At 65.4% G+C, this 22,078-nt stretch carries 24 protein-coding genes; 8 read left to right on the plus strand and 16 right to left on the minus strand.

The features are described 5' to 3' along the window. The first annotated feature begins 204 nt into the window (after positions 1-204). Entirely contained in the window at positions 205-1,761 is a 1,557-nt protein-coding gene (locus KUL97_RS11370; RefSeq protein ID WP_217797078.1) for an MFS transporter, read from the plus strand. Positions 1,762-1,850: 89 nt separating this feature from the next. Beyond that, entirely contained in the window at positions 1,851-4,106 is a 2,256-nt protein-coding gene (locus KUL97_RS11375) for a molybdopterin oxidoreductase family protein (protein ID WP_217797079.1), read from the plus strand. Here the strand turns inward: KUL97_RS11375 and KUL97_RS11380 are convergent. Next, positions 4,067-4,531, minus strand: a complete 465-nt coding sequence (locus KUL97_RS11380) for a nitrate reductase associated protein (protein ID WP_217797080.1) — start codon at positions 4,529-4,531, stop codon at positions 4,067-4,069. The two genes, KUL97_RS11375 and KUL97_RS11380, sit on opposite strands and share 40 nt — an antisense overlap. 289 nt (positions 4,532-4,820) lie before the next feature. Between KUL97_RS11380 and KUL97_RS11385 the strand changes: the two genes are divergently transcribed. Then, positions 4,821-4,982, plus strand: coding sequence for a hypothetical protein (locus KUL97_RS11385; RefSeq protein WP_368656149.1), 162 nt, complete (start codon positions 4,821-4,823; stop codon positions 4,980-4,982). 2 nt (positions 4,983-4,984) lie between these two features. On the opposite strand, the gene KUL97_RS11390 is transcribed toward KUL97_RS11385, so the two are convergent. After that, positions 4,985-6,070 carry an anthranilate phosphoribosyltransferase family protein gene (locus tag KUL97_RS11390; protein WP_254896429.1) on the minus strand — a complete coding sequence of 362 codons (1,086 nt, stop codon included), beginning with the start codon at positions 6,068-6,070 and terminating at the stop codon, positions 4,985-4,987. 224 nt (positions 6,071-6,294) lie between these two features. Here KUL97_RS11390 and cynS point away from each other — a divergent pair, with 224 nt between their 5' ends. Then, positions 6,295-6,756 (plus strand): cyanase, encoded by a 462-nt coding sequence (cynS, locus tag KUL97_RS11395; protein ID WP_217797319.1) that lies wholly within the window; start codon positions 6,295-6,297, stop codon positions 6,754-6,756. Positions 6,757-6,812: 56 nt separating this feature from the next. Here the strand turns inward: cynS and KUL97_RS11400 are convergent, their stop codons facing one another. The 5 genes from KUL97_RS11400 to KUL97_RS11420 form a co-directional block, all read right to left on the minus strand. Beyond that, a complete protein-coding gene (locus KUL97_RS11400) occupies positions 6,813-7,610 on the minus strand; it encodes a HEAT repeat domain-containing protein (protein WP_217797082.1) in 798 nt (265 codons plus the stop codon). A 2-nt stretch (positions 7,611-7,612) separates the two neighbouring features. Continuing rightward, entirely contained in the window at positions 7,613-8,497 is an 885-nt protein-coding gene (locus KUL97_RS11405; RefSeq protein WP_217797320.1) for a formate/nitrite transporter family protein, read from the minus strand. Between the two features lie 67 nt (positions 8,498-8,564). After that, positions 8,565-8,699 carry a ferredoxin--nitrite reductase gene (locus KUL97_RS11410; protein WP_217797083.1) on the minus strand — a complete coding sequence of 45 codons (135 nt, stop codon included), beginning with the start codon at positions 8,697-8,699 and terminating at the stop codon, positions 8,565-8,567. 86 nt (positions 8,700-8,785) lie between these two features. Beyond that, positions 8,786-10,360 (minus strand): ferredoxin--nitrite reductase, encoded by a 1,575-nt coding sequence (locus KUL97_RS11415; RefSeq protein WP_217797084.1) that lies wholly within the window; start codon positions 10,358-10,360, stop codon positions 8,786-8,788. A 281-nt stretch (positions 10,361-10,641) separates the two neighbouring features. Continuing rightward, the gene (locus KUL97_RS11420; protein ID WP_217797085.1) at positions 10,642-10,860 is read right to left on the minus strand and encodes a hypothetical protein; all 219 of its coding nucleotides are present in this window, start codon (positions 10,858-10,860) and stop codon (positions 10,642-10,644) included. A gap of 9 nt (positions 10,861-10,869) precedes the next feature. On the opposite strand from KUL97_RS11420, the gene KUL97_RS11425 reads away from it, so the two are divergent. Then, positions 10,870-11,529, plus strand: a complete 660-nt coding sequence (locus tag KUL97_RS11425; protein WP_254896430.1) for a CbiX/SirB N-terminal domain-containing protein — start codon at positions 10,870-10,872, stop codon at positions 11,527-11,529. Further along, entirely contained in the window at positions 11,526-12,320 is a 795-nt protein-coding gene (cobA, locus tag KUL97_RS11430; protein ID WP_217797086.1) for a uroporphyrinogen-III C-methyltransferase, read from the plus strand. The genes KUL97_RS11425 and cobA overlap by 4 nt, the downstream gene beginning before the upstream one ends. On the opposite strand, the gene KUL97_RS11435 is transcribed toward cobA, so the two are convergent. After that, complete coding sequence (locus tag KUL97_RS11435) at positions 12,307-12,684, minus strand: hypothetical protein (RefSeq protein WP_217797087.1); 378 nt, start codon at positions 12,682-12,684, stop codon at positions 12,307-12,309. The two genes, cobA and KUL97_RS11435, sit on opposite strands and share 14 nt — an antisense overlap. Before the next feature lie 236 nt (positions 12,685-12,920). On the opposite strand from KUL97_RS11435, the gene KUL97_RS11440 reads away from it, so the two are divergent. Beyond that, positions 12,921-13,397: a redox protein gene (locus KUL97_RS11440; protein WP_217797088.1), complete on the plus strand. Its 477-nt coding sequence runs from the start codon at positions 12,921-12,923 to the stop codon at positions 13,395-13,397. Between the two features lie 9 nt (positions 13,398-13,406). Here KUL97_RS11440 and KUL97_RS11445 read toward each other — a convergent pair whose 3' ends face one another. From KUL97_RS11445 to KUL97_RS11465, 5 genes are all read right to left on the minus strand, one after another. Continuing rightward, positions 13,407-13,610: a hypothetical protein gene (locus KUL97_RS11445; protein ID WP_217797089.1), complete on the minus strand. Its 204-nt coding sequence runs from the start codon at positions 13,608-13,610 to the stop codon at positions 13,407-13,409. 149 nt (positions 13,611-13,759) lie between these two features. Continuing rightward, entirely contained in the window at positions 13,760-15,805 is a 2,046-nt protein-coding gene (locus tag KUL97_RS11450) for a transglutaminase family protein (RefSeq protein ID WP_217797090.1), read from the minus strand. A gap of 58 nt (positions 15,806-15,863) precedes the next feature. After that, positions 15,864-16,733, minus strand: coding sequence for a transglutaminase family protein (locus KUL97_RS11455; RefSeq protein ID WP_217797091.1), 870 nt, complete (start codon positions 16,731-16,733; stop codon positions 15,864-15,866). Then, entirely contained in the window at positions 16,718-17,773 is a 1,056-nt protein-coding gene (locus KUL97_RS11460) for an alpha-E domain-containing protein (protein WP_217797092.1), read from the minus strand. The genes KUL97_RS11455 and KUL97_RS11460 overlap by 16 nt, the downstream gene beginning before the upstream one ends. Continuing rightward, entirely contained in the window at positions 17,767-19,206 is a 1,440-nt protein-coding gene (locus KUL97_RS11465; RefSeq protein ID WP_217797093.1) for a circularly permuted type 2 ATP-grasp protein, read from the minus strand. The genes KUL97_RS11460 and KUL97_RS11465 overlap by 7 nt, the downstream gene beginning before the upstream one ends. A 112-nt stretch (positions 19,207-19,318) precedes the next feature. Here KUL97_RS11465 and KUL97_RS11470 point away from each other — a divergent pair, with 112 nt between their 5' ends. After that, positions 19,319-19,717 carry a PilZ domain-containing protein gene (locus KUL97_RS11470; protein ID WP_217797094.1) on the plus strand — a complete coding sequence of 133 codons (399 nt, stop codon included), beginning with the start codon at positions 19,319-19,321 and terminating at the stop codon, positions 19,715-19,717. Here KUL97_RS11470 and ureC read toward each other — a convergent pair. From ureC to KUL97_RS11485, 3 genes are read right to left on the minus strand one after another with little or no spacing between them, the layout of a single operon-like run. After that, complete coding sequence (ureC, locus tag KUL97_RS11475) at positions 19,702-21,414, minus strand: urease subunit alpha (RefSeq protein ID WP_217797095.1); 1,713 nt, start codon at positions 21,412-21,414, stop codon at positions 19,702-19,704. The genes KUL97_RS11470 and ureC overlap by 16 nt on opposite strands. Positions 21,415-21,439: 25 nt before the next feature. After that, positions 21,440-21,757, minus strand: coding sequence for an urease subunit beta (locus KUL97_RS11480; protein WP_217797096.1), 318 nt, complete (start codon positions 21,755-21,757; stop codon positions 21,440-21,442). A 6-nt stretch (positions 21,758-21,763) separates the two neighbouring features. Then, positions 21,764-22,066, minus strand: a complete 303-nt coding sequence (locus KUL97_RS11485; RefSeq protein WP_217797097.1) for an urease subunit gamma — start codon at positions 22,064-22,066, stop codon at positions 21,764-21,766. Positions 22,067-22,078: the final 12 nt, after the last annotated feature.

Consider the following 22,078-nt stretch of genomic DNA (forward strand, 5'->3'; position numbering starts at 1 on the left):
TTGCTACGGATGCTTCCGGCTTTGAGGGCCGCGTTGGTTGTTGGTCTCGCGATGCTCGCTTGTTTTGTAGCAGCCGCCACATCTCGAGGCCTCTGCTGGGTGGTGCAATCCCTGCAACGGTTTGCATTGGCGCCGTTGCATTGCCTATCCCGGTCGCTGCTGTTCTGAGGGCCAGGGTTCGTCTCGTTCCATCGAAGCTCGTTCATGCTTGGCGACCTCTGGTCGTTCCAGGGGAGATATCGAACGCTCCATCTCACCTGGTTCGCCTTTTTCCTCACCTTTGTTGTTTGGTTCAACCTGGCACCTCTGGCCACCACGGTGAAGGCTGATTTCGGCCTCACCGTGCCCCAGATCCGCACCCTGGCCATCTGCAATGTGGCCCTCACCGTGCCGGCTCGCATCCTGATCGGGATGCTGCTGGATAAGTTCGGCCCGCGCATCACCTACTCCACGTTGTTGGTGTTTGCGGCCATTCCCTGCTTGATGTTTGCTGCAGCCCAGGATTTCAGCCAGTTGGTGGTGGCTCGTCTGCTGCTCTCGATCGTGGGTGCTGGCTTTGTGATCGGCATCCGCATGGTGGCCGAGTGGTTCCCGCCGAAGGAAATCGGTTTGGCTGAGGGTGTTTACGGCGGCTGGGGCAACTTCGGTTCAGCCTTCTCCGCCCTCACCCTCGTGATCGTGGCCGGTTGGCTCTCCTTCTCCGGTGGCTTTGAGCTGCCCACCGGTGAAATCCTCAATTGGCGCGGTGCCATCGCCCTCACCGGCATCATCTCGGCGGTGTATGGTTTCATCTATTACGCCAACGTTTCCGATACTCCCCCGGGCAAGACCTACCAGAAGCCTGCCAAATCAGCTGGCCTGGAAGTGACCTCCATGAAGGACTTCTGGGGTCTGCTGGGTATGAATGTGCCCTTCGCTGCCATCCTGGCTGTGCTGGTGTGGCGCCTGCAGAAGGTCAAGTTCCTCGATGCCACCGGCTACACCATCGGTATGGCGTTGGTGCTGATCTGGTTTGCCTTCCAAACCTGGGGCATCATCCGCACCAACCGTGATCTGATCCTTGGCAACAAGACCTACCCCAAGGAGGATCGCTATGAGTTCAAACAGGTGGCCATTCTTGAGCTCACCTACATCGTGAACTTTGGCTCTGAGCTGGCCGTGGTGTCGATGCTGCCGGCCTTCTTCGAGAGCACCTTTGATCTGCCCAAGGCCACAGCCGGCATCCTGGCTTCCTGCTACGCCTTCGTGAACCTGGTGGCACGCCCCGGCGGTGGACTCATCTCTGATCGCATGGGCAGCCGCAAGGGCACGATGGGCTTCCTGACCATTGGTCTGGGCATCGGCTATCTGGTGATGAGCCTGATCAAGCCTGGAACCTTTACCGGTACGGCGGGGATTGCGATCGCTGTGCTGCTCACCATGGCCTGCTCCTTCTTTGTGCAGGCGGGTGAAGGCGCCACCTTCGCCATGGTGCCCCTGGTGAAGAAGCGGGTCACCGGCCAGATCGCCGGCATGGTGGGTGCCTACGGCAACGTGGGCGCCGTGGCTTACCTCACCATCTTCAGCCTGCTTCCCATTTGGATGGGCGGTGATGCGGCTGAACCCAGTGCTGAGATTGTGGCGGCATCGAATAGTGCCTTCTTCCAGATCCTGGGGATTGCCGGCCTGATTGTGGGCTTCCTTTGCTACTTCTTCCTCAAGGAGCCCAAGGGTTCCTTCGCCGAAGAACACGCCGACGAAACGGCTCTGGCGCAGGTCTGAGTTTTCGCCAACCATCACCACCCAGCGAGGCATGGGTGGCAGCAGGGGAGCCCTCCGGGGTTCCCCTTTCTCCGTCTTTTGCTCGCTCCATGGCCCATTCCTCAACCGGCAGTGTGCGCAGTCAGTGCCCCTACTGCGGTGTGGGTTGCGGGCTCGAGCTGATGCCGCCCGCCCAGCCGGGTCAGGCGGTGAAGCGTGATGCCGAAGGCAACCCGGTGTGGACGGCCCGCGGTGATCGCCAGCACCCCTCCAGTCAGGGGCAGGTGTGCATCAAGGGGGCCACGGTGGGTGACACCCTGGCCCGCGGCCGCTTGAGCGAGCCGTTGTTTCGCTCCAGCCTGGATCAAGACTTCAAGCCGATCAGCTGGGATCAGGCCTTTGATCTGCTCGAGGGGCGCATCCGCAGCACCCTCGCCGCCAAAGGTCCGCAGGCGATCGCGATGTATGGCTCCGGCCAGTTCCACACGGAGGACTACTACCTCGCCCAGAAGCTGCTCAAGGGAGCCCTGGGCACAAACAATTTCGACGCCAATTCCAGGCTGTGCATGAGCTCAGCCGTGGCTGGCTACACGCGCAGCCTCGGCTCCGATGGCCCGCCCTGTTGCTACGAGGACCTCGACCACTGCAGTGTGGCCTTTCTGATCGGCACCAACACGGCGGAGTGTCATCCCGTGCTGTTTCAGCGGTTGCTCAAGCGCAAGAAGCGCAGCCCGAAAGAGCTGACCGTGGTGGTGGTGGATCCCCGCGCCACCGATACCACCAAGGCTGCAGACCTGCACCTCGCGATCAAGCCCGGTAGCGATTTAGCGCTGCTTCACGGCATCGCCCATCTGGTGATCGCTGCCGGTGGTCTGGATGCTGATTTCATCGAAGAAGCCACCGAAGGCCTCGCCGACTTCGCCCAGCTGGTGGCCTCGGCCACACCCGAACGAACGGCCGAGCTCTGCGGGATCAGTGAGCAGCAGCTGCGCGAGGTGGCGGCGCTGTGGGCCCGGAACGACCGCATCCTCAGCCTGTGGTCGATGGGGGTGAACCAGCGGCGCGAGGGCACGGCCGTGGTGTGCGGCTTGATCAATCTGCATCTGCTCACCGGTCAGATCGGCAAAGCTGGCGCCGGCCCCTTTTCGCTCACGGGTCAGCCCAATGCCATGGGGGGACGCGAAGCCGGCGGGCTGGCCCATCTGCTGCCGGGCTACCGGCTGGTGGCCAACGCCGAGCACCGCGCCGAGCTGGAGGCGGCCTGGCGGTTTGAGCCGGGATCGATCGCGGCATCGCCGGGGCTGGCTGCCTGGCAGCAGGTGGAGGCGATGGAGCGCGGCGAGCTGGATCTCTGGTGGGTGGTGGCCACCAACCCCCTGGTGAGCATGCCCAACCTCGAGCGGGTGAAGGCGGCCATGGCCCGCTGCCCGCTGGTGGTGGTGAGCGATGCCTACGCCGACACCGAAACGGCCCATTACGCCCACCTGCTGCTGCCCGCCAGCCAATGGAGTGAGAAAGCCGGAGCGATGACCAATTCCGAGCGGCGCGTGACCTATTGCCCCGCCTATCGCCCGCGCCACGGCCAAAGCCGCCCGGATTGGGAGGTGTTTGCGGAGCTCGGTCGGCGCCTCGGCTACGCGCAGCAGTTCACCTACAGCTCCTCGGCGGAGGTGTATGCCGAGTTTGCGGCGCTCACGGCAGGGCGTGTGTGTGATGTGTCGGGTTTGAGCCATGCGCTGCTGGAGCAGGAGGGCCCGCAGCAGTGGCCGTTCCCCCAAGGCTCAGAGGCCAGCAGCGGCTCCAAACGCCTCTATGCCAACGGCTGCTTCCCCACACCGTCGGGCCGGGCCCGGTTCGTGGTGGATCCGGTGCTTGGCCTGGCGGAGCCTCCCTGTGCGGTGTATCCCCTGGTGCTCACGGTGGGCCGCTATTTGGGGCAGTGGCACACGATGACGCGCACGGCCAAGGTGGATCGCTTGCAGACCATGCATCCCGAGCCACTCCTCGAGATCCATCCCAACGACGCCAAGCGCTTCGGCGTGGTGCATGGCGAGCTGGCGGCCGTGAGCTCAAGGCGTGGCAGCGTCACCGCCAAGGTGCTGGTGAGTGATCGCATTCGCCCGGGTTCGGTGTTTCTGCCGATGCACTGGGGCTTCAGCCAGGACCAGGCCTGTGAAGCCAATGTGTTGATGCACGATCAGGCGTGCCCGATCTCCAAGCAGCCTGAACTGAAGGCCACGGCGGTGGTGGTGGCGCCTGCCGTGTCGGTGGTGAAGCCGGTGGAGCAGAGCGAGGGCCGTTTGCAGCGGCTGCGGCGCCTGTTTCTTCAGCCCAGCACTTCTGAGAACGCGGCCTCCAGGTTGTGATGGTCGTGGCCGGGGCGGGCCAGTTTGCAGAGGGCGAAGCGCTCAAGTTCGTTGAGTTGTTGCCACTGTTCAACGCCCAGGGCGATGCCGCGTTCGCTGGCGGCGGCCGCCACATGGGCTGCCACCAAGGTGCTCAGCTGCCAGGGCTCTTCCCGTGCCGGTGGTAGCGGTTTCGCTTCCCCGTCGGCCATCGAGCGGGTGAGGGTGCGGCAGTGCTCCGCCATGGCCGCGAGGGCTGCTGGTTGATCATCCCAATCCACCAAGTCTTGCCGCTGCGCCTGGCTCATCGCCAGCCAGTGGTTCAGCTTCAGCTTGAGCCCGATGAGATCCAACTTCCGGCGCACGCAGAGCGGAATGCAGCGCCATTGGCCCACAAAGTCTTGTTCGAAGCCGAAGCAGTGGTTGGCTGTTGGATTTGGTGTCATCGGTTGCCGCGCGGGTAGCGCACTGCCACGACCATGCCTTCATTCAAGTGGTTGAGCGATGCGCTTTGCGATTGCCCTGGGAATGAGTCTTGGGGTGTGCCATGGCTGGATCACAGCAGATCAGCGTCAGCTGGCTCTCTCCAGCTGGGGTTTGGGTGCTGCCTCTGCAACGTTTCTCGCGCCTGCCGCTGGCATGGGTTGGGCGGAGTCTCCATAGTGATCGAAGTGATGCTTCGGTTTGATGGCTCTTCGTTCCTCGGCAGTTCGCACTGAGCGCAGCCCCATCACCGTGGCTGCCGGATTCATCGGGGCCTTTGTGGTGGCCTCCCTTGCGGTTCAGCTGGTTCGCAGCATGCAAACCGCCCAGGCTGTGGCACCGGCTCAGCCCAGCGCTGTGCAACCCGTGGTGGCCCATCAAGCCACCCTCTGGCAAGACCTCGGCAGCCGCTGAGCTCAGGCCTGAGGGCCTGCGTGATCTCGAAGCTGCTGCAGGCGTTGCAACACGGCACCGCTCTGCAGCAGCTCCCGCGCATGATCCAGGCCGCTGGCCTGATCAGGGTCGAGGCCGGCTTGCCAGAGATAGGTGCCGGCATTCCAGATCAGGGGGTTGGCCAGCTCTCCTTGGCCGCCGAGGGCCGCCATGGCCTGGGCCCCCCAGGTTTCGATGCCTTCCCAGAGGGGATCGTGGCCAAAGCAGCCATGGTCGCGGGGGTGCAGGATTTGGCGCCCTTCACCGCCGTTGCTGGGCCGCCCGGTGACGCAAGCGCGGCTGATGGGTAGATCGGTGCTGCCTTCCAGGCCCTTCACCGTGAGCACGTTGGTTTCACCCGCCAGCTCCAGGGCTTGCCATGCTCTTGCTTCGGTGGGTGGATGCACGAACCCGCTCACCAGCAGATGCTCACCCTGGTGGGCTGTCCACAACAGTTCCAGGCTGGCCACCGGGGGGCGCTTGCCCAGATCTTCCCGGTAGCTGATCAGGCTTTCGGCGGCAGGGAAATGGTCGGGCTGATGCACCAGAGCCAGTTGCAACTGATCCAGTTGCTGTTGCACCCAGCTGAGGCTGCGGCCTCCGAGGCCTACGCCCAGGGCCTCAAACAGTTCCACGGCGGTGATGCCGTATTTCACCGGCATGCGCCCCGCACCCTGCAGCACCACCGGTAGCCCGGCCGAGGCGAGCACCAGGGCTGTGAGGGGATAGATCGGTGCGGTGCGCGTGCGCCCATCGAAGGGCATCCCAAAACTGATCGCTGGGCTGCTGGTGTGCAGCTGAGGCCCGCGGCGCCTGTACACATCCAGCATCCCGGTGAGCTCCTGGGGCTCCGGCCGGCGGATGCGGTGGGCAATCAGGAACGCGCCGATCTGAGCTGGGCTGGCGCCTCCATCGAGGATCAGCTCCATGGCATCGGCGGCCTCGGCGCGGCTCAGGCCACTGCTGGTGTGTTCGCCGCTGCCGATTTTGCGCAGATAGGTTTTGAAGCGCTCCCGGCTCGCAGCGCTGCACAGTTGATCTGGGGTGGCGGCGGGGGCAGCGAGCGTCAAGCCGGTTATCGCTAAAGCTGGGTCTCAACTGCGATTCTGCGCGCCGATGGGGCGGCTTCTGGTAGCGATCGCTACCAGAATGATGCGGCCTTCGGTTGCAACGGCTGCATTGTTGAGGCCTTGGGTCGGGCGATTCTTGAAACCGGAACGGCGCTTTTTTCTGAGCGTTCCGTTGCTGTTTTGCCGCAACTGCGGCTTTTGGTATGACTGTTACCCCCGCTGCAATGCCCTCCCTTGCGGCTCCCTCCCAGGCCACGATCACAGCCACACTCATGGCGGCCAAGAAGGCCAAAGGTTTGAGCTTTGCGGATCTCGAGGCGGCGTTGGGTCGCGATGAAGTGTGGATCGCTTCTCTCTTCTATGGCCAGTCCACGGCATCCGTTGAAGAGGCCGCCAAGTTGGCTGAACTCCTCAGCCTGGATCCTGCGATCACCGAAGCCCTGCAGGCCTATCCCACCAAGGGTGGCCTGGATCCTGTGATCCCCACAGATCCCCTGATCTACCGCTTCTACGAGATCATGCAGGTGTATGGCATGCCGCTCAAGGATGTGATTCAGGAGAAGTTCGGCGATGGCATTATGAGTGCGATCGATTTCACTCTTGATGTCGACAAGGTTGCTGATCCTGCTGGCGACCGTGTCAAGGTCACGATGTGCGGTAAGTTCCTGCCCTACAAAAAATGGTGATCTGAGCGTTCACCCGGCGAGCCCGCTTCGGCGGGCTTTTTTGATGGCTTGCTCTATCAGAGCGTGAGATTTTGCGCGCGCAGCTGTTGCTCCAGCCAGGCGCGATGACGCACCTGCGCCTGGAGTTGCCGGCGGATGCAGGTGTCCAGCCGTGAAGGCTGCTGCTGTCTCATGCGGGCGAGCAGCAGCCGGCAGCTGTCTTGGCTGCCAATGCAGCCCAGGGCCTGGATGGCGGTTTCCGCCACGCCAGGCAGCTGATCGGCATCGATGCAGGAATCCAGCACGGCCAGAATTTCAGGCTCCTGGCGGCGTTGCAGCAGTCGCAAGGTGGCGATCACCACCTCGGCGCGCAGGTCGTTCAGGAGGGGTTGGGTGAGTGTGAGCAACGCTTCAGTGCTCAGGCTGCGGCTGCGGAAGGTGAGCAGTGCCAAGCCAGCCAATCGCTCCGCTTGGGCCGGCGCGGCCAGGGCCGATTCAATGATGGAGAGGTCAATCTCCTGGCCCCAGCAGGCCAGCGCTTCGAGCACGGCAGGGCGTAGCTCTCCGGCTTGGTGCAGCCACTGCAGCAGTTGATCCCTTGCCTGTGGGTGATGGCAGATGCCCAGGGCGCGGATCAATGGAAGGCTGCAGCCTCCATCGCTGCAGAGCTCCAGGATCAAAGCGATGGCCCCGGGGCCGGCCATGCCCAGCCGCTCGCCGACGGCGAGGGCCAGATCAGGGTCGGCGATCCGGGGCAGGAGTTCAGCCAGTTCTTCGGGGCTGAGGGGTTGCCGCCGCCAGCGACCCAGCCGGGTGGCGAGCTCGGTGTGCTGCTCAGCCGAGAGCACACCTTGGGCAGCGGCAGTGGAGGGCATGATCAGCGGGCGCCCAGTTCGGCGGCGAGCTCGCGTTCGAGCTTCTCATCGTGCTCCTTGGGCAGCACGTTGCTGATCTTGGTGCGGTGGGTGCTGTAGAAGAGCATGCCGATGAACACCATCCCGCCCACGATGTTGCCGGCGGTGACGGGGATGAAGTTCCACACGATCACCTTGCTGAAGGGAACGCCCGAGCCCAGCAGGGGACCAGCGGTGTGCAGGAATTGATTCACCACGATGTGCTCCATTCCCAGGGTTTGGAATGCGGTGATCGGCAGCCAGCAAGCAAGAATCTTGCCGGGCACGCTTTTGCTCACCAGGGCCATGGTCACGCCCAGGCACACCAGCCAGTTGGCCACCACGCCCCGCAGGAAGGCCAGGAAAAAGCCTGTGCTGCCCAGTGCCTCATATTTGCCGATCACATTTGCTTTGTTCAGCTTGATGATCGTGGCGGCGACGGCATTCCAGTCGCCTGCCCAGGCTGCATCCGCAGGGGCTGCGCCACCGCTTTTCAGGCTCAGCATCATGATCACGGCCACCGCCAGGGTGCCGAGGAAATTGCCGATCCACACCCAGATCCAGTTCCGGAAGGTGGCACTCCACGTGCTCTTGCCTGCCCAGACCGCCATCGGCAACAGGGCGAAGTTTCCGGTGACCAGCTCCATGCCGAACAGCACGATGCTGGCGAAACCGAAGGGGAACAGCACCGATCCGAGGAAGGGCAGCTTGGTCTGAGCGGCCACGGTGAGCGCCAGCACCACAGCCAGGCCCAGGATGGAGCCGGAATAAAAACCGCGCAGCAAGAGGTTCTTGATGCTCACGGTTGATTTCTTGCCCCCGGCAACAATCATGCCGTCGACAAGTTCATTGGGTAGGACGTAGTCCATCTGTGAGGCGGTTGCACTCATGGGATGCGTTGCGGTGGTTTGGGTTGGATGGCGCGAACGACTGAACTCAGCCGCTGATGCGGTTCATCAGGCGTGAGAGGAAATCCCGGCTGTTGCGGCTGATCGGGGGGGTGTCCTGGCCGCTGCTGCTGAGCCAGTTCACAAAGCGAGAGAAGAGATCGCGTTGGGTGGTGGAGGGCATGGCGTGTGGAGGATGGTGGTGCGACAGGCAGGGAGCCGGGCTTCAAAAGAACAGCGCCGCGGCAACGATCTGCTCGCCAGAAGCAATCAGTGCTGGCGTGGTTTGGCGCCGAACTGCTCGATCAGCAGTTCTTTGAGCACCTGTTTCACGTCGCTGGCGGGCACGGCCTTGCGGTGCAGGGCGCCGATCTGGGGGTTGGCCCCCTGGGAGCCGCCGATGGTGATGTCGTAGCCCTCGCCCATGCCGCCCTCAGGGTTCCGGGCTTTGGTGCCCGTGAGGCCAATGGCGCCCATGTAGGCCTGGCCGCAGGTGTTGGGGCAGCCGGTCCAATGGATCTTTAGCTCCTCGGGCAGCTCCAGCTCGCGGTCGAGTTCTTCGGCGGCGGCGAGGGCCTGGTCCTTGGTGTTGGTGAGGGCGAAGCTGCAGTAGGTGTTGCCCGTGCAGCTCACGGTGCCGGCGGCCAGATGGCTGGGGGCCAGGCTGAAGCGCTGCAGCAGCGGCTCTGCCTGGAAGGCAGGGATCTGCTCGGAGGCGATCCCGCTGAGGATCACGTTCTGATCTTCGGTGAGGCGAATGTCGCCGTCGCCATAGCGCTCAGCCAGCCCAGCCAGATCCTGGAAGTCGTCGGCTTTGAGGCGACCCACCGGCACGTGCAGGCCTGCGTAGTTCAGTCCGTCCTGCTTCTGAGGATGGAGGCCGTAGTGGCTGCGGGGCTCGTGATCAAACACCGAGCCCGGGTCGGGGGTGAGCGGGCCGAAGCGCTCTTCCACCATCGCGCGGAAGGCATCGAGCCCAACCTGGTCGAGATAGAGGCGGAAGCGGCCTTTGGGGCGCTTGTCGCGCTCGCCGTTGTCGCGCCAGATCTTGATCACCGCTCCTGTGATGGCGCAGATCTGATCGGGTCGCACCCAGGCGTTGAGAGGAATGGCGTAGGCATTCATCTGCGAGGAGAGAATGCCGCCGATCCACACCCCGAAGCCCAGTTCACCGTTGCGCTCCACGGGGTGGAACACGATGTCGTTGTGGAGTAGGAAGTTGTCGCGCGCACCGGCAACAGCGGTGTTCCACTTGCGCGGCAGGTTGGAAAACTCGGGATTCCCGGCGCGGTTGTTGGTGAGGTAGTTCTCCAGTTCAACCGTGTAGGGCCGGGTGTCCACGATTTCGTGGGGGTCGATGCCGGCAATCGGATTGCCGGTCACATTGCGGGGGTTGTCGAAGGCGGATTGGATCGTGGTGAGCCCCACCTCCTGCAGGCGGCTCAGGATCTCCGGCAGGTCTTCCAGCAGTACACCGCGCAGCTGGATGTTCTGGCGGGTGGTGATGTCGGCACTGCCGTTGGTGCCATAGCGGGCCACGATGCTGCCCACCACGCGCAGTTGCTCAGCGCTGATCACCCCGTTGGGCACGCGTAGCCGCAGCATGAACAGCCCTGGCGTTTTCGGCCGCCAGAACATCCCGTACCACTTGAGGCGAAGCTGCAGGTCGGTTTCATCAACGTTTTCCCAGCCCAGCTGCGCAAACCGCTCGATTTCACTCCCTACAAGGAGACCGTCTTTGGCGGCTTTGTTCTGCTCGATCTTGTTGAGCTTTTTCCCTTCGAGCCATGGCGCTAAAGCGCTGGGCTGCGGGGAATCGTTGCTGATGGATGGGGTAACCACCATGGGTGCTGAAAGTGATGTTCTGGGTGGAACTGGAGTCAGCGCTGGACAGCTCGAACCGAGGCACAGTTCGGCGCGCTGCAGGACAATGCACTGTCTCCAGGCCGCTTCAAAACGAACAGCACGGCTTGGTTGGAGTGATTAAGCCATTCCTGGCGGCAGGGCGTTTGTTGCTGTTGCTACGAATGCCCCTGGCCTTGGGCAATGGTGTCAACCGCTACTTGAGAAGGGCGCGTCATCCGAGTTGATGATGCGGTTCTCAGGTGCTCGTTGTGAGCCGATCTTCAGTATTGACGGCCGATTTCGCCGAGCATGCGCACGGCGCCGTAGCGCAGCATCTGCCAAACCCGGCCCATGGCCATCAGATCGGCATCCAGCTCGCGGCGCCAGCGGGTGTCGGCGGTGTCTGCGCTGAACCGCTCGGGGGAGCGGCGTGCCCCCCGGCTTTCCGGCCGAGCGGTGCGGGTGCGTCTCGAGCTGGGGATGGGGCGCTGCGATGGCATGGTGAAGGCATGAGAGGCGATTGGGCGACTTCACCAGTCCAGGGCTCCAGCCAGTGGTGGCCGTTGCTACGGAACCTGCGTCGCCGTGGCCCCTGGTCGTTGTTGGTGGTGGTGCACGGCCACAGTGGTGGTGTGATTCCTGCCGTGCTGGTGCAGGCGCTGGATGCTTTGGCCAAGCAGCGGCCGGCGCCGGTGTGGGTGCAGGCGCTCACCGCTGAACCTGTCGACTTGCCGCCGGGCGAGCGGTTGTTGGTGGTGCCATTGCTGCTCACACCCGGCAGTCATGCCCGCTTTGATCTGCCGGCCCTGCGGAATCGGCTGCGCGCGGCGGGACATGAGGTGGTGCTGTTGCCCTTCCTGGGGGCCTGGCCTGTATGGCTGGAGCATCTCCGCACGCTCGTGGCCGCCGTGGGCTGCGGTTCGGTGCTCCACCACCCCTTGCGCTCAGGTGTGGCCGATCGCTACCTGCAGGCTGTGGCGCAGCGCCTGGAGCGCCCGTTGATCAGTGATTGGCCGGTGGACGGAGCGCCTGGCGGCCCGTTGCCCCTGGCATTGGCCCCCAACCGGATCACCGCTCAGCTAGAGGATGCAGGCTTCGACGCCCCGGCCTTGTTAGAGCGTCCCGCCACCCGCGATCTGGTGTTCACCTTGCTGCGCAACCTGCCATGACCGAGTTCAGCAACGGCAAGGTGTACCTGGTGGGTGCGGGGCCGGGCGATCCCGACCTGCTCACGATCAAGGCCCATCGGCTGCTCAGCAGCTGTGATGCGTTGGTGTACGACTCGCTCGTGCCGCGGGAGGTGTTGGCGTTGGTGCCCGACACGGCTGAGCAGCACTTTGTGGGCAAGCGGCGCGGCCACCATTCCGTGCCGCAGCCCAGCACCAACGCGGTGTTGGTGGAGCTGGCGGGCCGGCATCGCTGTGTGGTGCGGCTCAAGGGCGGCGATCCCTTCCTGTTTGGTCGGGGTGGAGAAGAAGCCGCCCACCTCGAGCGCCATGGCGTGGCGGTTGAGGTGGTGCCCGGGGTGACCGCCGGTATCGCCGCCCCCGCCTATGTGGGCATTCCCGTGACCCACCGCCGCGCTGGCAGTTCCGTCACCTTTGTGACCGGCCACGAGGAAATCGATAAAGCGCGTCCGAGCGTGGATTGGCGTGCGTTAGCCCGCAGCAGCGATGGCCTGGTGATCTACATGGGGCTGCACAACCTGCCCCACATCTGTGAGGAGTTGATTGCGGGAGGCCTTTCCCCCACCACCCCGGCGGCGGCGGTGCAGCAGGGCACGGTGCGCGGCCAGCGTTCGGTGATTGCCGATCTGGCCGGGTTGGCGGCTGCTGTGTCTGAGGCCGAGCTGGCTTCCCCTTCGATCGTGGTGATCGGCGAGGTGGTGAATCAGCGGGTGGAGAGTTGTGCTCCTGAGCCCGCTGCCGTGGAGATGCCGATCCCGCTCAAACAGGGTTGAGGGAAGCCTGGGGCCGCCGCAGGTTGCGCCCGAGGTGGAGATGGCGCAAGCTCCAGCCCCGCGCCGGCTCGGGCGCAGGCTGCGCCTGGATCCAGGCGTCGTCCTCCTCGGCCATGGCTTGGCGGTCGCTGCCGTCGAGTCCGCAGTAGAGCAGGTGCAGGATGCGATCGGCATCGATCTCAAGATCAGCCACCTCCTGCCAGAGGCGGTCGCTGCCGGCCGCGTCGGCGCGCACAAACTGCGCATCCATCAACTGACGCGTGAGCAGGAGGGCGAGGGCCTGTTGCTTGCGGGCCGTGAAGGCTGCGCTGGTCACGCCGGATCGCCAGCCTTGATGGGTGCAGCTGCTGGGGGGTGCCGTCATCAGGTTGTGGCGCTGGGTGTAACCAACGCTACTGATTGCAAAACCACCTGAATCACTGGTCTGTGGAAAGGTTGATTAAGTAGTGCTGCGAACCATGACGTGCCGGTGATTGCGGTTCATTGGCCAATCCCCAGGCCGCCGCCCTTCCCTTCGCCATGGTTTCGTTCCCCCTCCAACAAGACTCACTCGAGCGCGAAAGCCGATGTCATGGGCCGATTGCATCGGAGCGGGCGCCGATGTTTGAGCTCATTCCCTATGAGAAGTTCCGCGACACTCCCGCGGTGCGGTTCTTTGACATCACCGTTGCCGAATCCAACGCCCGCGACCTGGTGATCCATTCCGGGCCCGCCGTGAGCCCCCCCGATGAGGAGAAAACCGGAGCCTGGCAGTTTTATCTGCACCCCCACCAGGAAGACAACCTCCTCGCTCTGCATGGAGGCCGCACCTTCTATCTGGTGAACTTCGGCTGGAACTACCCGTATCACATTGTTCGCCTGGACACCGGCGGCGACATCCTCCGGATCCCGCCCGGCACCTTCCACCGTTCGGTGTCGGACCCCGATGGATCGGTGGTGCTCAACCAGGCCGTGCGCGAGGCGGGCGCCAGTGTGGTGCGCGAGTTTCGCGTGTACAACAGCCGCTTGATTCCGCGGCTGTTTGCCACCACCTTCAAGACGGCGCCCCTGCCCAAGCTGCACGGTGTGAGCTGGTAAGGCTCCGTTTCAGGCCTGTTCGCGGCGGCGGGGCAGGGGCACCACATCGCGCTGGTTGAAGCGCTCACACACGGCGTAGGCAGCGGGCAGGTTGGCGACCCGCTGCCAGGCGCCATCCACCTCGGCATGGTTCACCACATAGCCGCCCCCCCCATCGCGGGCAATGCGGCAGCCGTCGCCCGTGAGACCAACAAGGTGCAGTGGCCCGCCCATGGATCTGCGCTCCTTACGGATCGGTACTGATCTGTTTCTACGTCTGCAGCAGGGGAGCTGGCATGTGTGTTTTTGCCCACGCAATCAATCTTGAGGCTTGGAAAAAAAAGCTGAAAACAGCACCGGATTCCCTTTCGATTTCAGCCGCTTCAGAGGCGTAGATCCACTGTGCTGCAGTGCTCCCCAGCGCCGCGTAGCGGTGTTGGGCGCCCCTGCGCTTGTGGCGCCGGTGTTGATGCCGGATCGCTGCCTTCGGTGAGGAGCTCAAAACCGCCGGACTCATCCCGTAATTCCCAACGCGCCACCGGTTTGCCGCTGTCAGCGGCGCGCGCCTCGAGCTGCAGGGGCACATCCACCGGCAGGCACGGGTGCAGGCAGGGGAACAGGGCTTCCTGGCGGAAGCGCACCGCCAGGGGGTGGTCAGGATCCTGGGGCCAGGCCAAGGGGCGGCCCTGGAGCTGCAGCGTGTAGCGGCGGCGGAACGCTGGGTTGGCGATCAGCTCAAAGCGCCGCAACGAGCTGTCCACAAAGCGGCTGGTGCTGCCGCCTTCCACGGGCGTGTCGCACAGCAGCGGCCAGGGTTCGAGGGCCTGGCGGAGGCAGAGCTCTGCGTCCCCCGCTTGCCACTGCAGCAGCGGCGGAAAGCGCCACTCCCAGATGGCCCGCAGTGGTTCGGGATCCAGCGGCAGCCCATCGGCGGCCAGATCCGCCAGCACCCGCTCCAGATCTGCCCATAGGGCGCTGGGCAGCATCGCCCTGTCGTGCAGGTCAGCGCCCCAGAGCCGCAGCCCCTCGGGACGGTGCTTTGGGTTGAGCTGCCGCACCGCCAGCGCCCGAAACAACAGAGCGACGGCGCTGGTCCAGCGGTGATCCGGCAGGGATTCCAGGGCGCGGAATTCCAGCAGCCCCTGGCAGCCGGCGGTCCAGGCGGGGTTCCAGAACTTGTCGAGGCTGATCTCGCTGCGGTGGGTGTTGCCGCTGCGGTCGGCATGCAGATGGCGCAGGGTTTCGCCGATGGCCACGCGCTGGTCGCCGGGCGGCAGCTGCTCGAGGGCGCGGTGGGCCAGCTCCAGATCCAGCTGGCTGGCGCTGCCTTCATCGGGCCGCGGTGCTTGGGAGGCGGGCCCCACGCTGCGGCCGCTGAACAGGTAGGCCAGGCAGGGGTGGTGCTGCCAGTAGCGCAGCAAGCCCACCAGCCAGGCCGGGCGCTGGAAGAAGGGATGCTCCTCCAGGCTGGGGCCGCCCAGCAGCAGGTGATTGCCACCGCCGGTGCCTTCGCTGCGGTGGCCCGCTTGCTTCCAGCTGCGCAGTCCCACCGCGGCGCCGGCCTCCTCCAGCAGCTGGATCCAGCCGGCGTAGTCGTGCCAGCTGTGGCACACCGGCAGGTTCACCTCGAGCACGCCGGGATCGGCGGTGAGGCCAAGCACCTGCCAGTGGGCGTAGGCATCCCAGGGCAGCACCCCGCTCAGCTCCGGCTCTTGCCACCCCTGGTGATGGGCCGCTAACCGTTGCAGCAGCAGCTCCAACGGTTCCCGCTCCAGCGGTGGCAGAAACAGGGCCCAGCCGCTGGGATCGCGCTCGAGGGTGAGCACCTGCCGCAGTTCATCGGCGGGGAAGTGCTGCAGCGGCAGCCGCAGGCCCGCCGGACCCGGTGCGCCGCTCAGCTCCCTGAGCTCCTCCTGCAGCGGCCAGTCCAGCGAACGCCACTGCCCGTCTTGGCAGCTGAGGGGGATGGCCCACACCTGGCGGTCGCGTTGGAGCGGATCCCGCAGGGGCAGGGCCTGCAGGCGGCAGCCGAGATCGCGGCCCACGGCCTCCAGCAGCAGCAGCAGTTCGGCGGGAGTGGGGATGTGGTCGCCCGCGGGCGTGATCGGCACCAGCGGTTTGCCATCGCGGCCGGTGATCAGCCGCAGCGCCCAGCGCGGATTCACCTCGCCGTCGTACTGCTTGCCGGGGCAATAGAGCAGGGTGCTGCCGGGCCAGGCGCGGCGTTGCAGTTCGGCGGCGAGTTGGCGGGCGTAGCGGAGCTTGGTGGGCCCATCGGCGGCCACGCTCCACTCGGCCCCCTTGGGATCAATCGGCACCAGCGTGGGCTCCCCGCCCATGGTGAGCTGAATACCCGCGTGTTGCAGCCGCGTTTCAAGGGCCTGTGCGGTGGCGGCGTTCGAGTGGGGAACGGGATGAACGGTGGTCACGGCCAGTGGTGGCTGGCCCTGTCATCGCGCGGCTGCCCTGATCCGGCAGCACCAACCGCTACCGCAGTGCGGAACTGAGGATCTCGGCGCTGATGTCCCACTCCAGCTCGCTTTCCACCCCCGGCGGGCCGGAGAAGGTGCCGCTCACCGCGGCGGTGAGATCAGAGCGGGAGGAGGTGGCTACCGGGATGTAGCGGTCGTCGCATGCACCGTTGCCGCTGGGGTCGAAGCCGCGCCAACCGGCGCCCTGCAGATACACCTCCGCCCAGGCGTGTAGGTCGTAGCGCTCCGGCTTGGGCTCCACCAGGTGGTAGCCGCTCACGAAGCGGGCCGGCAGCCCCACGCTGCGGCAGCACTCGATCATCAGCATCGCCAGGTCGCGGCAGGACCCCACCCGTTCCTTCAGGGTGCGGCCGGCGGGCCAGGCGGGGCCCACATGGCGCTGGGTGTATTTCACCCGGTCTTGGATCACTTCGATCAGCTGCTGCAGGAAGTTAAGGCTGCGGCCATCGCTGCCCATCAGCGCTTCCTGGGCCAGATCCACGGCGGCGCCATCGTGCTGGCCGTTGGGCAGCCAGCCCTGCAAGTTGCTGAGTAGGTCGGGATTGAGCCGGCCGATCTGCACCGGTAGCTGGGCCATCTGTTCATCCAGGCAGGCTTCCAGCAGGGGCGGGCTGAAGGTTTCCACCTCGCTGGTGGCCACCACGAGCAGTTGCTCGGTTTCACCGAGAAAGCGGGCGCGGGTGATGGTGTCGCCACCGGCGGCCATCAGCTCATAGAGCTGGCTCGGATCGGGGGAGATCTCGAGGCGGTAGTCGATCAGCCGTTGAAACCCATGGGGCCGCGGGCGCAGGCAGAAGCGATGCGGCCCTAGCAACACCGGTTTGGTGTAGCGGTAATCGAACCGGTGGATCAGGCGGGCGCGCATGCCAGGTCGTGACTGGTGGCGGAGACAGAAACGGAAGCAGTGGCCGCAGCGGTGGCCTGGGCCGGTGGAATGGCGGCGGCTTCCTCGGCGGTGGCCAGGCTCGGCAACACGAAGTAGCGAGCGTGGATCAGCTCATGCAGGTTATTGAGATCCTGCTGGAGGGCGTCGATCGATTCATGCAGGCCGCCGGTCACCAGTTCATCGATGCCGGTGTAACTCCAGCGGGCGCGGGTGAGTCCGCTCAGGCACTCGAGGGGATCTGGCTTGCGCGCCGCGGTTCCGGCCGCCACCAGCTGGAGGGTTTCATCGATCCGCTCGAGGCAGTAGCGCACGGAGCGCGGGAAGTTGCGGTCGAGCAGCAGGAAGGCAGCCACAGCCCTCGGCGTGATCACTCCTTGTTGCGACTGGCGGAACATTTGATAGGCACCAGCTGAGCGCAACAGCGAAATCCACTGCAGTTCATCCAGCACGCCGCCCACCTCCTCCGGGCTGGGTAGCAGCAGGAAGTACTTCACATCGAGGATGCGCGTGGTTTTGTCGGCGCGCTCGATCAGCCGGCCCAGGCGGCTGAATTGCCACGAGAGATCCCGGCTCAAGGTGGCGTCGGTGATGCCATAGAAGAGCTGACAGCCGCGGCGGATTTCGCGCAGCTGCTCCTGGGGTGGCTGGTGCCAGAAGCTGTCGCTCTCCAGCAGGGTCCAATACAGATCGTTGATCTGCTCCCACATCTCGGTGGTGATCACATCGCGGATCTGGCGGGCGTTCTCCCGGGCCAGGGCGATGCAGTTCACGATGCAGCTGGGGTTGTCCTCAGCCTTCACCAGAAACTCCACCACCTGCTCAGGGCCCCCGCTGGGATAGAGCTGATCGAACAGTTCGCGATCACCGCTGGCATCGATCAGCGGCTGCCAGGGCTCGGCGCTGCCCGGGGGGCAGTCGAGCGCCATGGCCTCGCTCACCTCTACGAAGCGCGAGAGGTTCTCGGCGCGCTCCACGTAGCGATTGATCCAGTAGAGCGAATCCGCAACGCGGCTCAGCATGCGCTTTCCTCCACGATCCAGGTGTCTTTGCAGCCGCCGCCCTGCGACGAATTCACCACCAGCGATCCTCGCTTGAGGGCGACCCTGGTGAGGCCGCCAGGTGTGACCCAGGCTTCCTTGCCCCGCAGCACATAGGGCCGCAGGTCCACGTGGCAGGGATAGAGCTCCCCTTCACTCAGGGAGGGCACCGTGGAGAGCTCGAGGGTGGGCTGGGCGATGAAGTTGCGCGGATTGGCCTTGATCTTCTCGGCGAACTCGAGGATCTCCGCCTGGCTGGCGTGGGGGCCGATCAGCATCCCGTAGCCACCCGCTTCCGACACCGCCTTCACCACCAGCTCGTTCAGGTGCGCCAGCACGTAGGCCTGGTCATCGGGCCGTGAACACAGATAAGTGGGCACGTTCTCGATGATCGGTTCCTCGCCCAGGTAGTACCGCACCATCTCCGGCACGTAGGCGTAGATCAGCTTGTCGTCGGCCACGCCGGTGCCTGGTGCGTTGGCAATGGCCACGCGACCCTGGGCATACACCTCCATCAACCCGCGAACGCCCAGCATCGAATCGCTGCGGAACACATCCGGATCGAGGAAGTCGTCGTCGATGCGGCGGTAGATCACGTCCACCGGCTCGAGCCCCTGGGTGGTGCGCATCCACACCCGCCCGTCCTGGCAGGCGAGGTCACGCCCCTCCACCAGGGAGATGCCCATCTGCTGGGCTAGGTAGCTGTGCTCGAAATAGGCGCTGTTGAACACCCCCGGTGTGAGCAGCACCACCCGCGGGGTTTCCGTCCAGGGCGCCAGATCCCGCAGGGTCTGCAGCAGCTGTGAGGGATAGCTGTCGATCGGCTGCACGGTGCGGCCGCTGAACAGACTCGGGAACATGCGCTTCATCACGCGCCGGTTCTCGAGGAAGTAGGCCACCCCCGAGGGGCAGCGCAGGTTGTCTTCCAACACGCGCCAGGTGCCGGCGCCATCGCGCACCAGATCAAGCCCGGAGATCTGGCACCACTTGCCCAGGGGCGGGCGGAAGCCGCGCAGCTGCGGCCGCCAGCCCTGGGAGCTCTCCACGTCTTCCCGGGGGATCACGCCATCGCGAAGGATGGCCTGATCGCCATACACGTCTGCCAGAAACAGATCGATCGCCTCGAGGCGCTGGATCAGGCCGCGCTGCAGCAGGTCCCAGTCGCTGGAGCCGATCAGGCGGGGCAGGGGATCAAAGGGAAGGATGCGCTCACCGCCGCGGGTGCCGGAATCGTTGAGGCGGAAGGTGGCCCCCAGCCGCTTGAGCAGCATGCCGGCCGCGGCGTGGTTGCGGTTGAGTTGTTCCAACCCCAGGGCTCCCAGGGAGGAGAGCAGCGGTTGCAGCGCGCTGCGGGGTTCTTCGCTGGCGCTGAAATATTCGTCGTAGCCCTTGCTGGGCCGGTAGTCGGTGAACATCGCCGAGCCTGCGGTGGCGTGATCATGCAGAGCTTCCCGGCCCCCTCAGGTGGCTGTTGCTACGGAAGCGTTGGGTTGGCGCCGACCCGTGTGCCTGCCTAGCGTTTGGCTCATGGCGCACCCTGAGCAGCCCCTCGATGAATCCCTCTGGGATCAGGCGGGCCAGCCCTTCAATCGCCGCCATGAACCCCGCCTGGCGGTGGGCAGCGTGTTGCCGGTGCAGCTGCGCTTCCTGCCCGCCGGGCAGCCCCCACAGCCCTGGATCACCGCCGACATCCTCGACATCAGCCATGGCGGCATGGCGCTGCTGGTGCCCTGCTTGGCGGAGCCCCTGGTTGGTGAACCGCTATTGCTGGATGTGAGCCAGCATCCGGGGTTTGGGGCGGTGCGGCTCCCGGCGGTGCTGCGGTGGAGCCGCCCTGCCGGTGAGCTTGGGCTGGTGCAGCTGATCGGCGTGCAGCTGGACCAGCCGCTGCCCCGGGTGCCACCCCTGGTTCAGAGCAGGAAGTAGCGCTGCGCCATCGGCAGCACCTCGGCGGGCTCGCAGCTGAGCAGCTCGCCGTTGGCGAACACCTCGTAGGTCTGCGGGTCCACCTCCACCTTGGGCAGGGCGGTGTTGTTTTTCATCGCCGCCTTGTTGATGCCGCCGCGGGTGTTCTGCACCGGGACGCAGCGCCGCTCCAGCCCCAGCAGCCGCTGCACATCGGCGTCGAGGGCGGCCTGGCTCACGAAGGTGAGGCAGCTGGGGGCCAGCGCCTTGCCGTAGCTGGCAAACATCGGGCGGCCGTGCACCGGGCCGGGGGTGGGAATCGAGGCGTTGGCATCGCCCATCTGCGCCCACACGATCGAACCGCCCTTGAGCACCAGCTCCGGCTTCACGCCGAAGAAGCCCGGCTTCCACAGCACCAGATCCGCCAGTTTGCCCACCTCCACCGAGCCCACCTGGTGATCGATCCCATGGGCGATGGCTGGGTTGATCGTGGTCTTGGCGATGTAGCGCTTCAGGCGGGTGTTGTCGTTGCGGGCGCTGTCTTCGGCCAGGGCACCCCGCTGCACCTTCATCTTGTGGGCCGTCTGGAAGGTGCGGGTGATCACCTCGCCCACCCGGCCCATGGCCTGGGAATCGCTGGCGATGATTGAGAAGGCCCCGATGTCATGAAGGATGTCCTCGGCGGCGATCGTTTCGCGGCGGATGCGCGATTCGGCAAAGGCCACGTCCTCCGGGATCTTTGGATCGAGGTGGTGGCACACCATGAGCATGTCGAGGTGTTCCTCGAGCGTGTTCACCGTGTAGGGCCGGGTGGGGTTGGTGCTGCTGGGCAGCACGTTGGCCTCACCGCAGATCTTGATGATGTCGGGGGCGTGGCCGCCGCCGGCCCCCTCGGTGTGGAAGGTGTGGATGGTGCGGCCGCCGATGGCGCGGATCGTGTCCTCCACGAAGCCCGCTTCGTTGAGCGTGTCGGAGTGGATGCACACCTGCACATCGAAGCGGTCGGCCACCGTGAGGCAGCAGTCGATCGCGGCGGGGGTGGTGCCCCAGTCTTCATGGAGCTTGAGGCCGCAGGCACCGGCGCGGATCTGCTCTTCGATCGCCTCGGGGGTGGAGGCGTTGCCCTTGCCGTAGAAGCCCAGGTTCACCGGCAGGCCCTCGGCCGCCTGGAGCATGCGGCTGATGTGGAAGGCGCCGGGGGTGCAGGTGGTGGCGTTGGTGCCGGTGGCCGGGCCGGTGCCGCCGCCCATCAGGGTGGTCACGCCGCTGGCCAGGGCCGTTTCGATCTGCTGGGGGCAGATGAAGTGCACGTGGGTGTCGATCGAGCCCGCCGTGAGGATGTGCCCCTCGCCGGCGATCGCCTCGGTGCCGGGTCCCACCACGATGTCCACACCGGCCTGGGTGTCGGGGTTGCCCGCCTTGCCGATCGCCACGATGCGGCCATCGCGCAGGCCGATGTCGGCCTTCACAATCCCCCACCAATCCAGGATCAGGGCGTTGGTGATCACCGTGTCCACGGCGCCATCGGCGCGCGTGGTCTGGGCCTGACCCATCCCGTCGCGGATCACCTTGCCGCCGCCAAACTTCACCTCATCGCCGTAAACGGTGAAGTCGCGTTCCACCTCCAGGATCAGCTCGGTGTCGGCTAGGCGCAGACGGTCGCCGGTGGTGGGGCCGTAGGTCTCGGCGTAGGCGCGGCGGGAAATGCGATAGGGCATGGGGAGCGAGTGCGTGGGACGCGCGTTAATCGAGGGGGCCGTTCACCAGGCCGTTGAAGCCGAAGATGCGCCGTTCGCCGGCGAAGGGCACCAGCTGCACCGCGCGGCTGTCGCCGGGCTCGAAGCGCACCGCGGTTCCGGCGGGGATGTCGAGCCGCAGGCCGCGGGCGGCCTCACGGTCGAACTCCAACGCTGCGTTGGCTTCAAAGAAGTGGAAGTGAGAGCCCACCTGCACCGGGCGATCACCGGTGTTGGCGACCAGCAGGGTGGTGACCGGCCGGCCGGCGTTGAGCTCCAGCTCGCCGGGTTCGGGGATCAGTTCGCCGGGAATCAGTGGGGCCATGGCAGCTCAGCGGATGGGGTCGTGCAGGGTCACGAGCTTGGTGCCATCGGGAAACACCGCCTCGATCTGCACTTCATGCACCAGTTCTGGCACTCCCTCCATCACCTGCTCGCGGCTCAGCCAGGTGCTGCCCTCCTGCATGAGTGCTGCCACGCTCTTGCCGTCGCGGGCTCCTTCCAGCACCTGAAAGCTCAGCCAGGCCACCGCCTCTGGATGATTCAGTTTCAGGCCGCGGTTGAGGCGCCGTTCCGCCAGCAGGGCCGCGGTCACGATCAGGAGTTTGTCCTTCTCCTGAGGAGTCAGATGCATGGCAGGGGGAAG

Origin of the sequence: Synechococcus sp. HK05 (assembly GCF_019104765.1) — a bacterium.
Lineage (GTDB): Bacteria > Cyanobacteriota > Cyanobacteriia > PCC-6307 > Cyanobiaceae > Vulcanococcus.

Excerpts from the sequence above, each read along its gene's own strand:
- KUL97_RS11405 (WP_217797320.1), bottom strand. The coding sequence starts at position 8,497 with ATGGACTACGTCCTACCCAATGAACTTGTCGACGGCATGATTGTTGCC.
- KUL97_RS11455 (WP_217797091.1), bottom strand. The coding sequence starts at position 16,733 with ATGCGCGCCCGCCTGATCCACCGGTTCGATTACCGCTACACCAAACCG.
- KUL97_RS11435 (WP_217797087.1), bottom strand. The coding sequence starts at position 12,684 with ATGACGGCACCCCCCAGCAGCTGCACCCATCAAGGCTGGCGATCCGGC.
- KUL97_RS11425 (WP_254896430.1), top strand. The coding sequence starts at position 10,870 with ATGAGAGGCGATTGGGCGACTTCACCAGTCCAGGGCTCCAGCCAGTGG.
- KUL97_RS11420 (WP_217797085.1), bottom strand. The coding sequence starts at position 10,860 with ATGCCATCGCAGCGCCCCATCCCCAGCTCGAGACGCACCCGCACCGCT.
- KUL97_RS11410 (WP_217797083.1), bottom strand. The coding sequence starts at position 8,699 with ATGCCCTCCACCACCCAACGCGATCTCTTCTCTCGCTTTGTGAACTGG.
- KUL97_RS11460 (WP_217797092.1), bottom strand. The coding sequence starts at position 17,773 with ATGCTGAGCCGCGTTGCGGATTCGCTCTACTGGATCAATCGCTACGTG.
- cynS (WP_217797319.1), top strand. The coding sequence starts at position 6,295 with ATGCCCTCCCTTGCGGCTCCCTCCCAGGCCACGATCACAGCCACACTC.
- KUL97_RS11445 (WP_217797089.1), bottom strand. The coding sequence starts at position 13,610 with ATGGGCGGGCCACTGCACCTTGTTGGTCTCACGGGCGACGGCTGCCGC.
- KUL97_RS11480 (WP_217797096.1), bottom strand. The coding sequence starts at position 21,757 with ATGGCCCCACTGATTCCCGGCGAACTGATCCCCGAACCCGGCGAGCTG.
- KUL97_RS11380 (WP_217797080.1), bottom strand. The coding sequence starts at position 4,531 with ATGACACCAAATCCAACAGCCAACCACTGCTTCGGCTTCGAACAAGAC.
- KUL97_RS11440 (WP_217797088.1), top strand. The coding sequence starts at position 12,921 with ATGTTTGAGCTCATTCCCTATGAGAAGTTCCGCGACACTCCCGCGGTG.
- KUL97_RS11465 (WP_217797093.1), bottom strand. The coding sequence starts at position 19,206 with ATGTTCACCGACTACCGGCCCAGCAAGGGCTACGACGAATATTTCAGC.
- KUL97_RS11485 (WP_217797097.1), bottom strand. The coding sequence starts at position 22,066 with ATGCATCTGACTCCTCAGGAGAAGGACAAACTCCTGATCGTGACCGCG.
- KUL97_RS11470 (WP_217797094.1), top strand. The coding sequence starts at position 19,319 with ATGGCGCACCCTGAGCAGCCCCTCGATGAATCCCTCTGGGATCAGGCG.
- cobA (WP_217797086.1), top strand. The coding sequence starts at position 11,526 with ATGACCGAGTTCAGCAACGGCAAGGTGTACCTGGTGGGTGCGGGGCCG.
- KUL97_RS11400 (WP_217797082.1), bottom strand. The coding sequence starts at position 7,610 with ATGCCCTCCACTGCCGCTGCCCAAGGTGTGCTCTCGGCTGAGCAGCAC.
- KUL97_RS11370 (WP_217797078.1), top strand. The coding sequence starts at position 205 with ATGCTTGGCGACCTCTGGTCGTTCCAGGGGAGATATCGAACGCTCCAT.
- KUL97_RS11415 (WP_217797084.1), bottom strand. The coding sequence starts at position 10,360 with ATGGTGGTTACCCCATCCATCAGCAACGATTCCCCGCAGCCCAGCGCT.
- KUL97_RS11375 (WP_217797079.1), top strand. The coding sequence starts at position 1,851 with ATGGCCCATTCCTCAACCGGCAGTGTGCGCAGTCAGTGCCCCTACTGC.
- ureC (WP_217797095.1), bottom strand. The coding sequence starts at position 21,414 with ATGCCCTATCGCATTTCCCGCCGCGCCTACGCCGAGACCTACGGCCCC.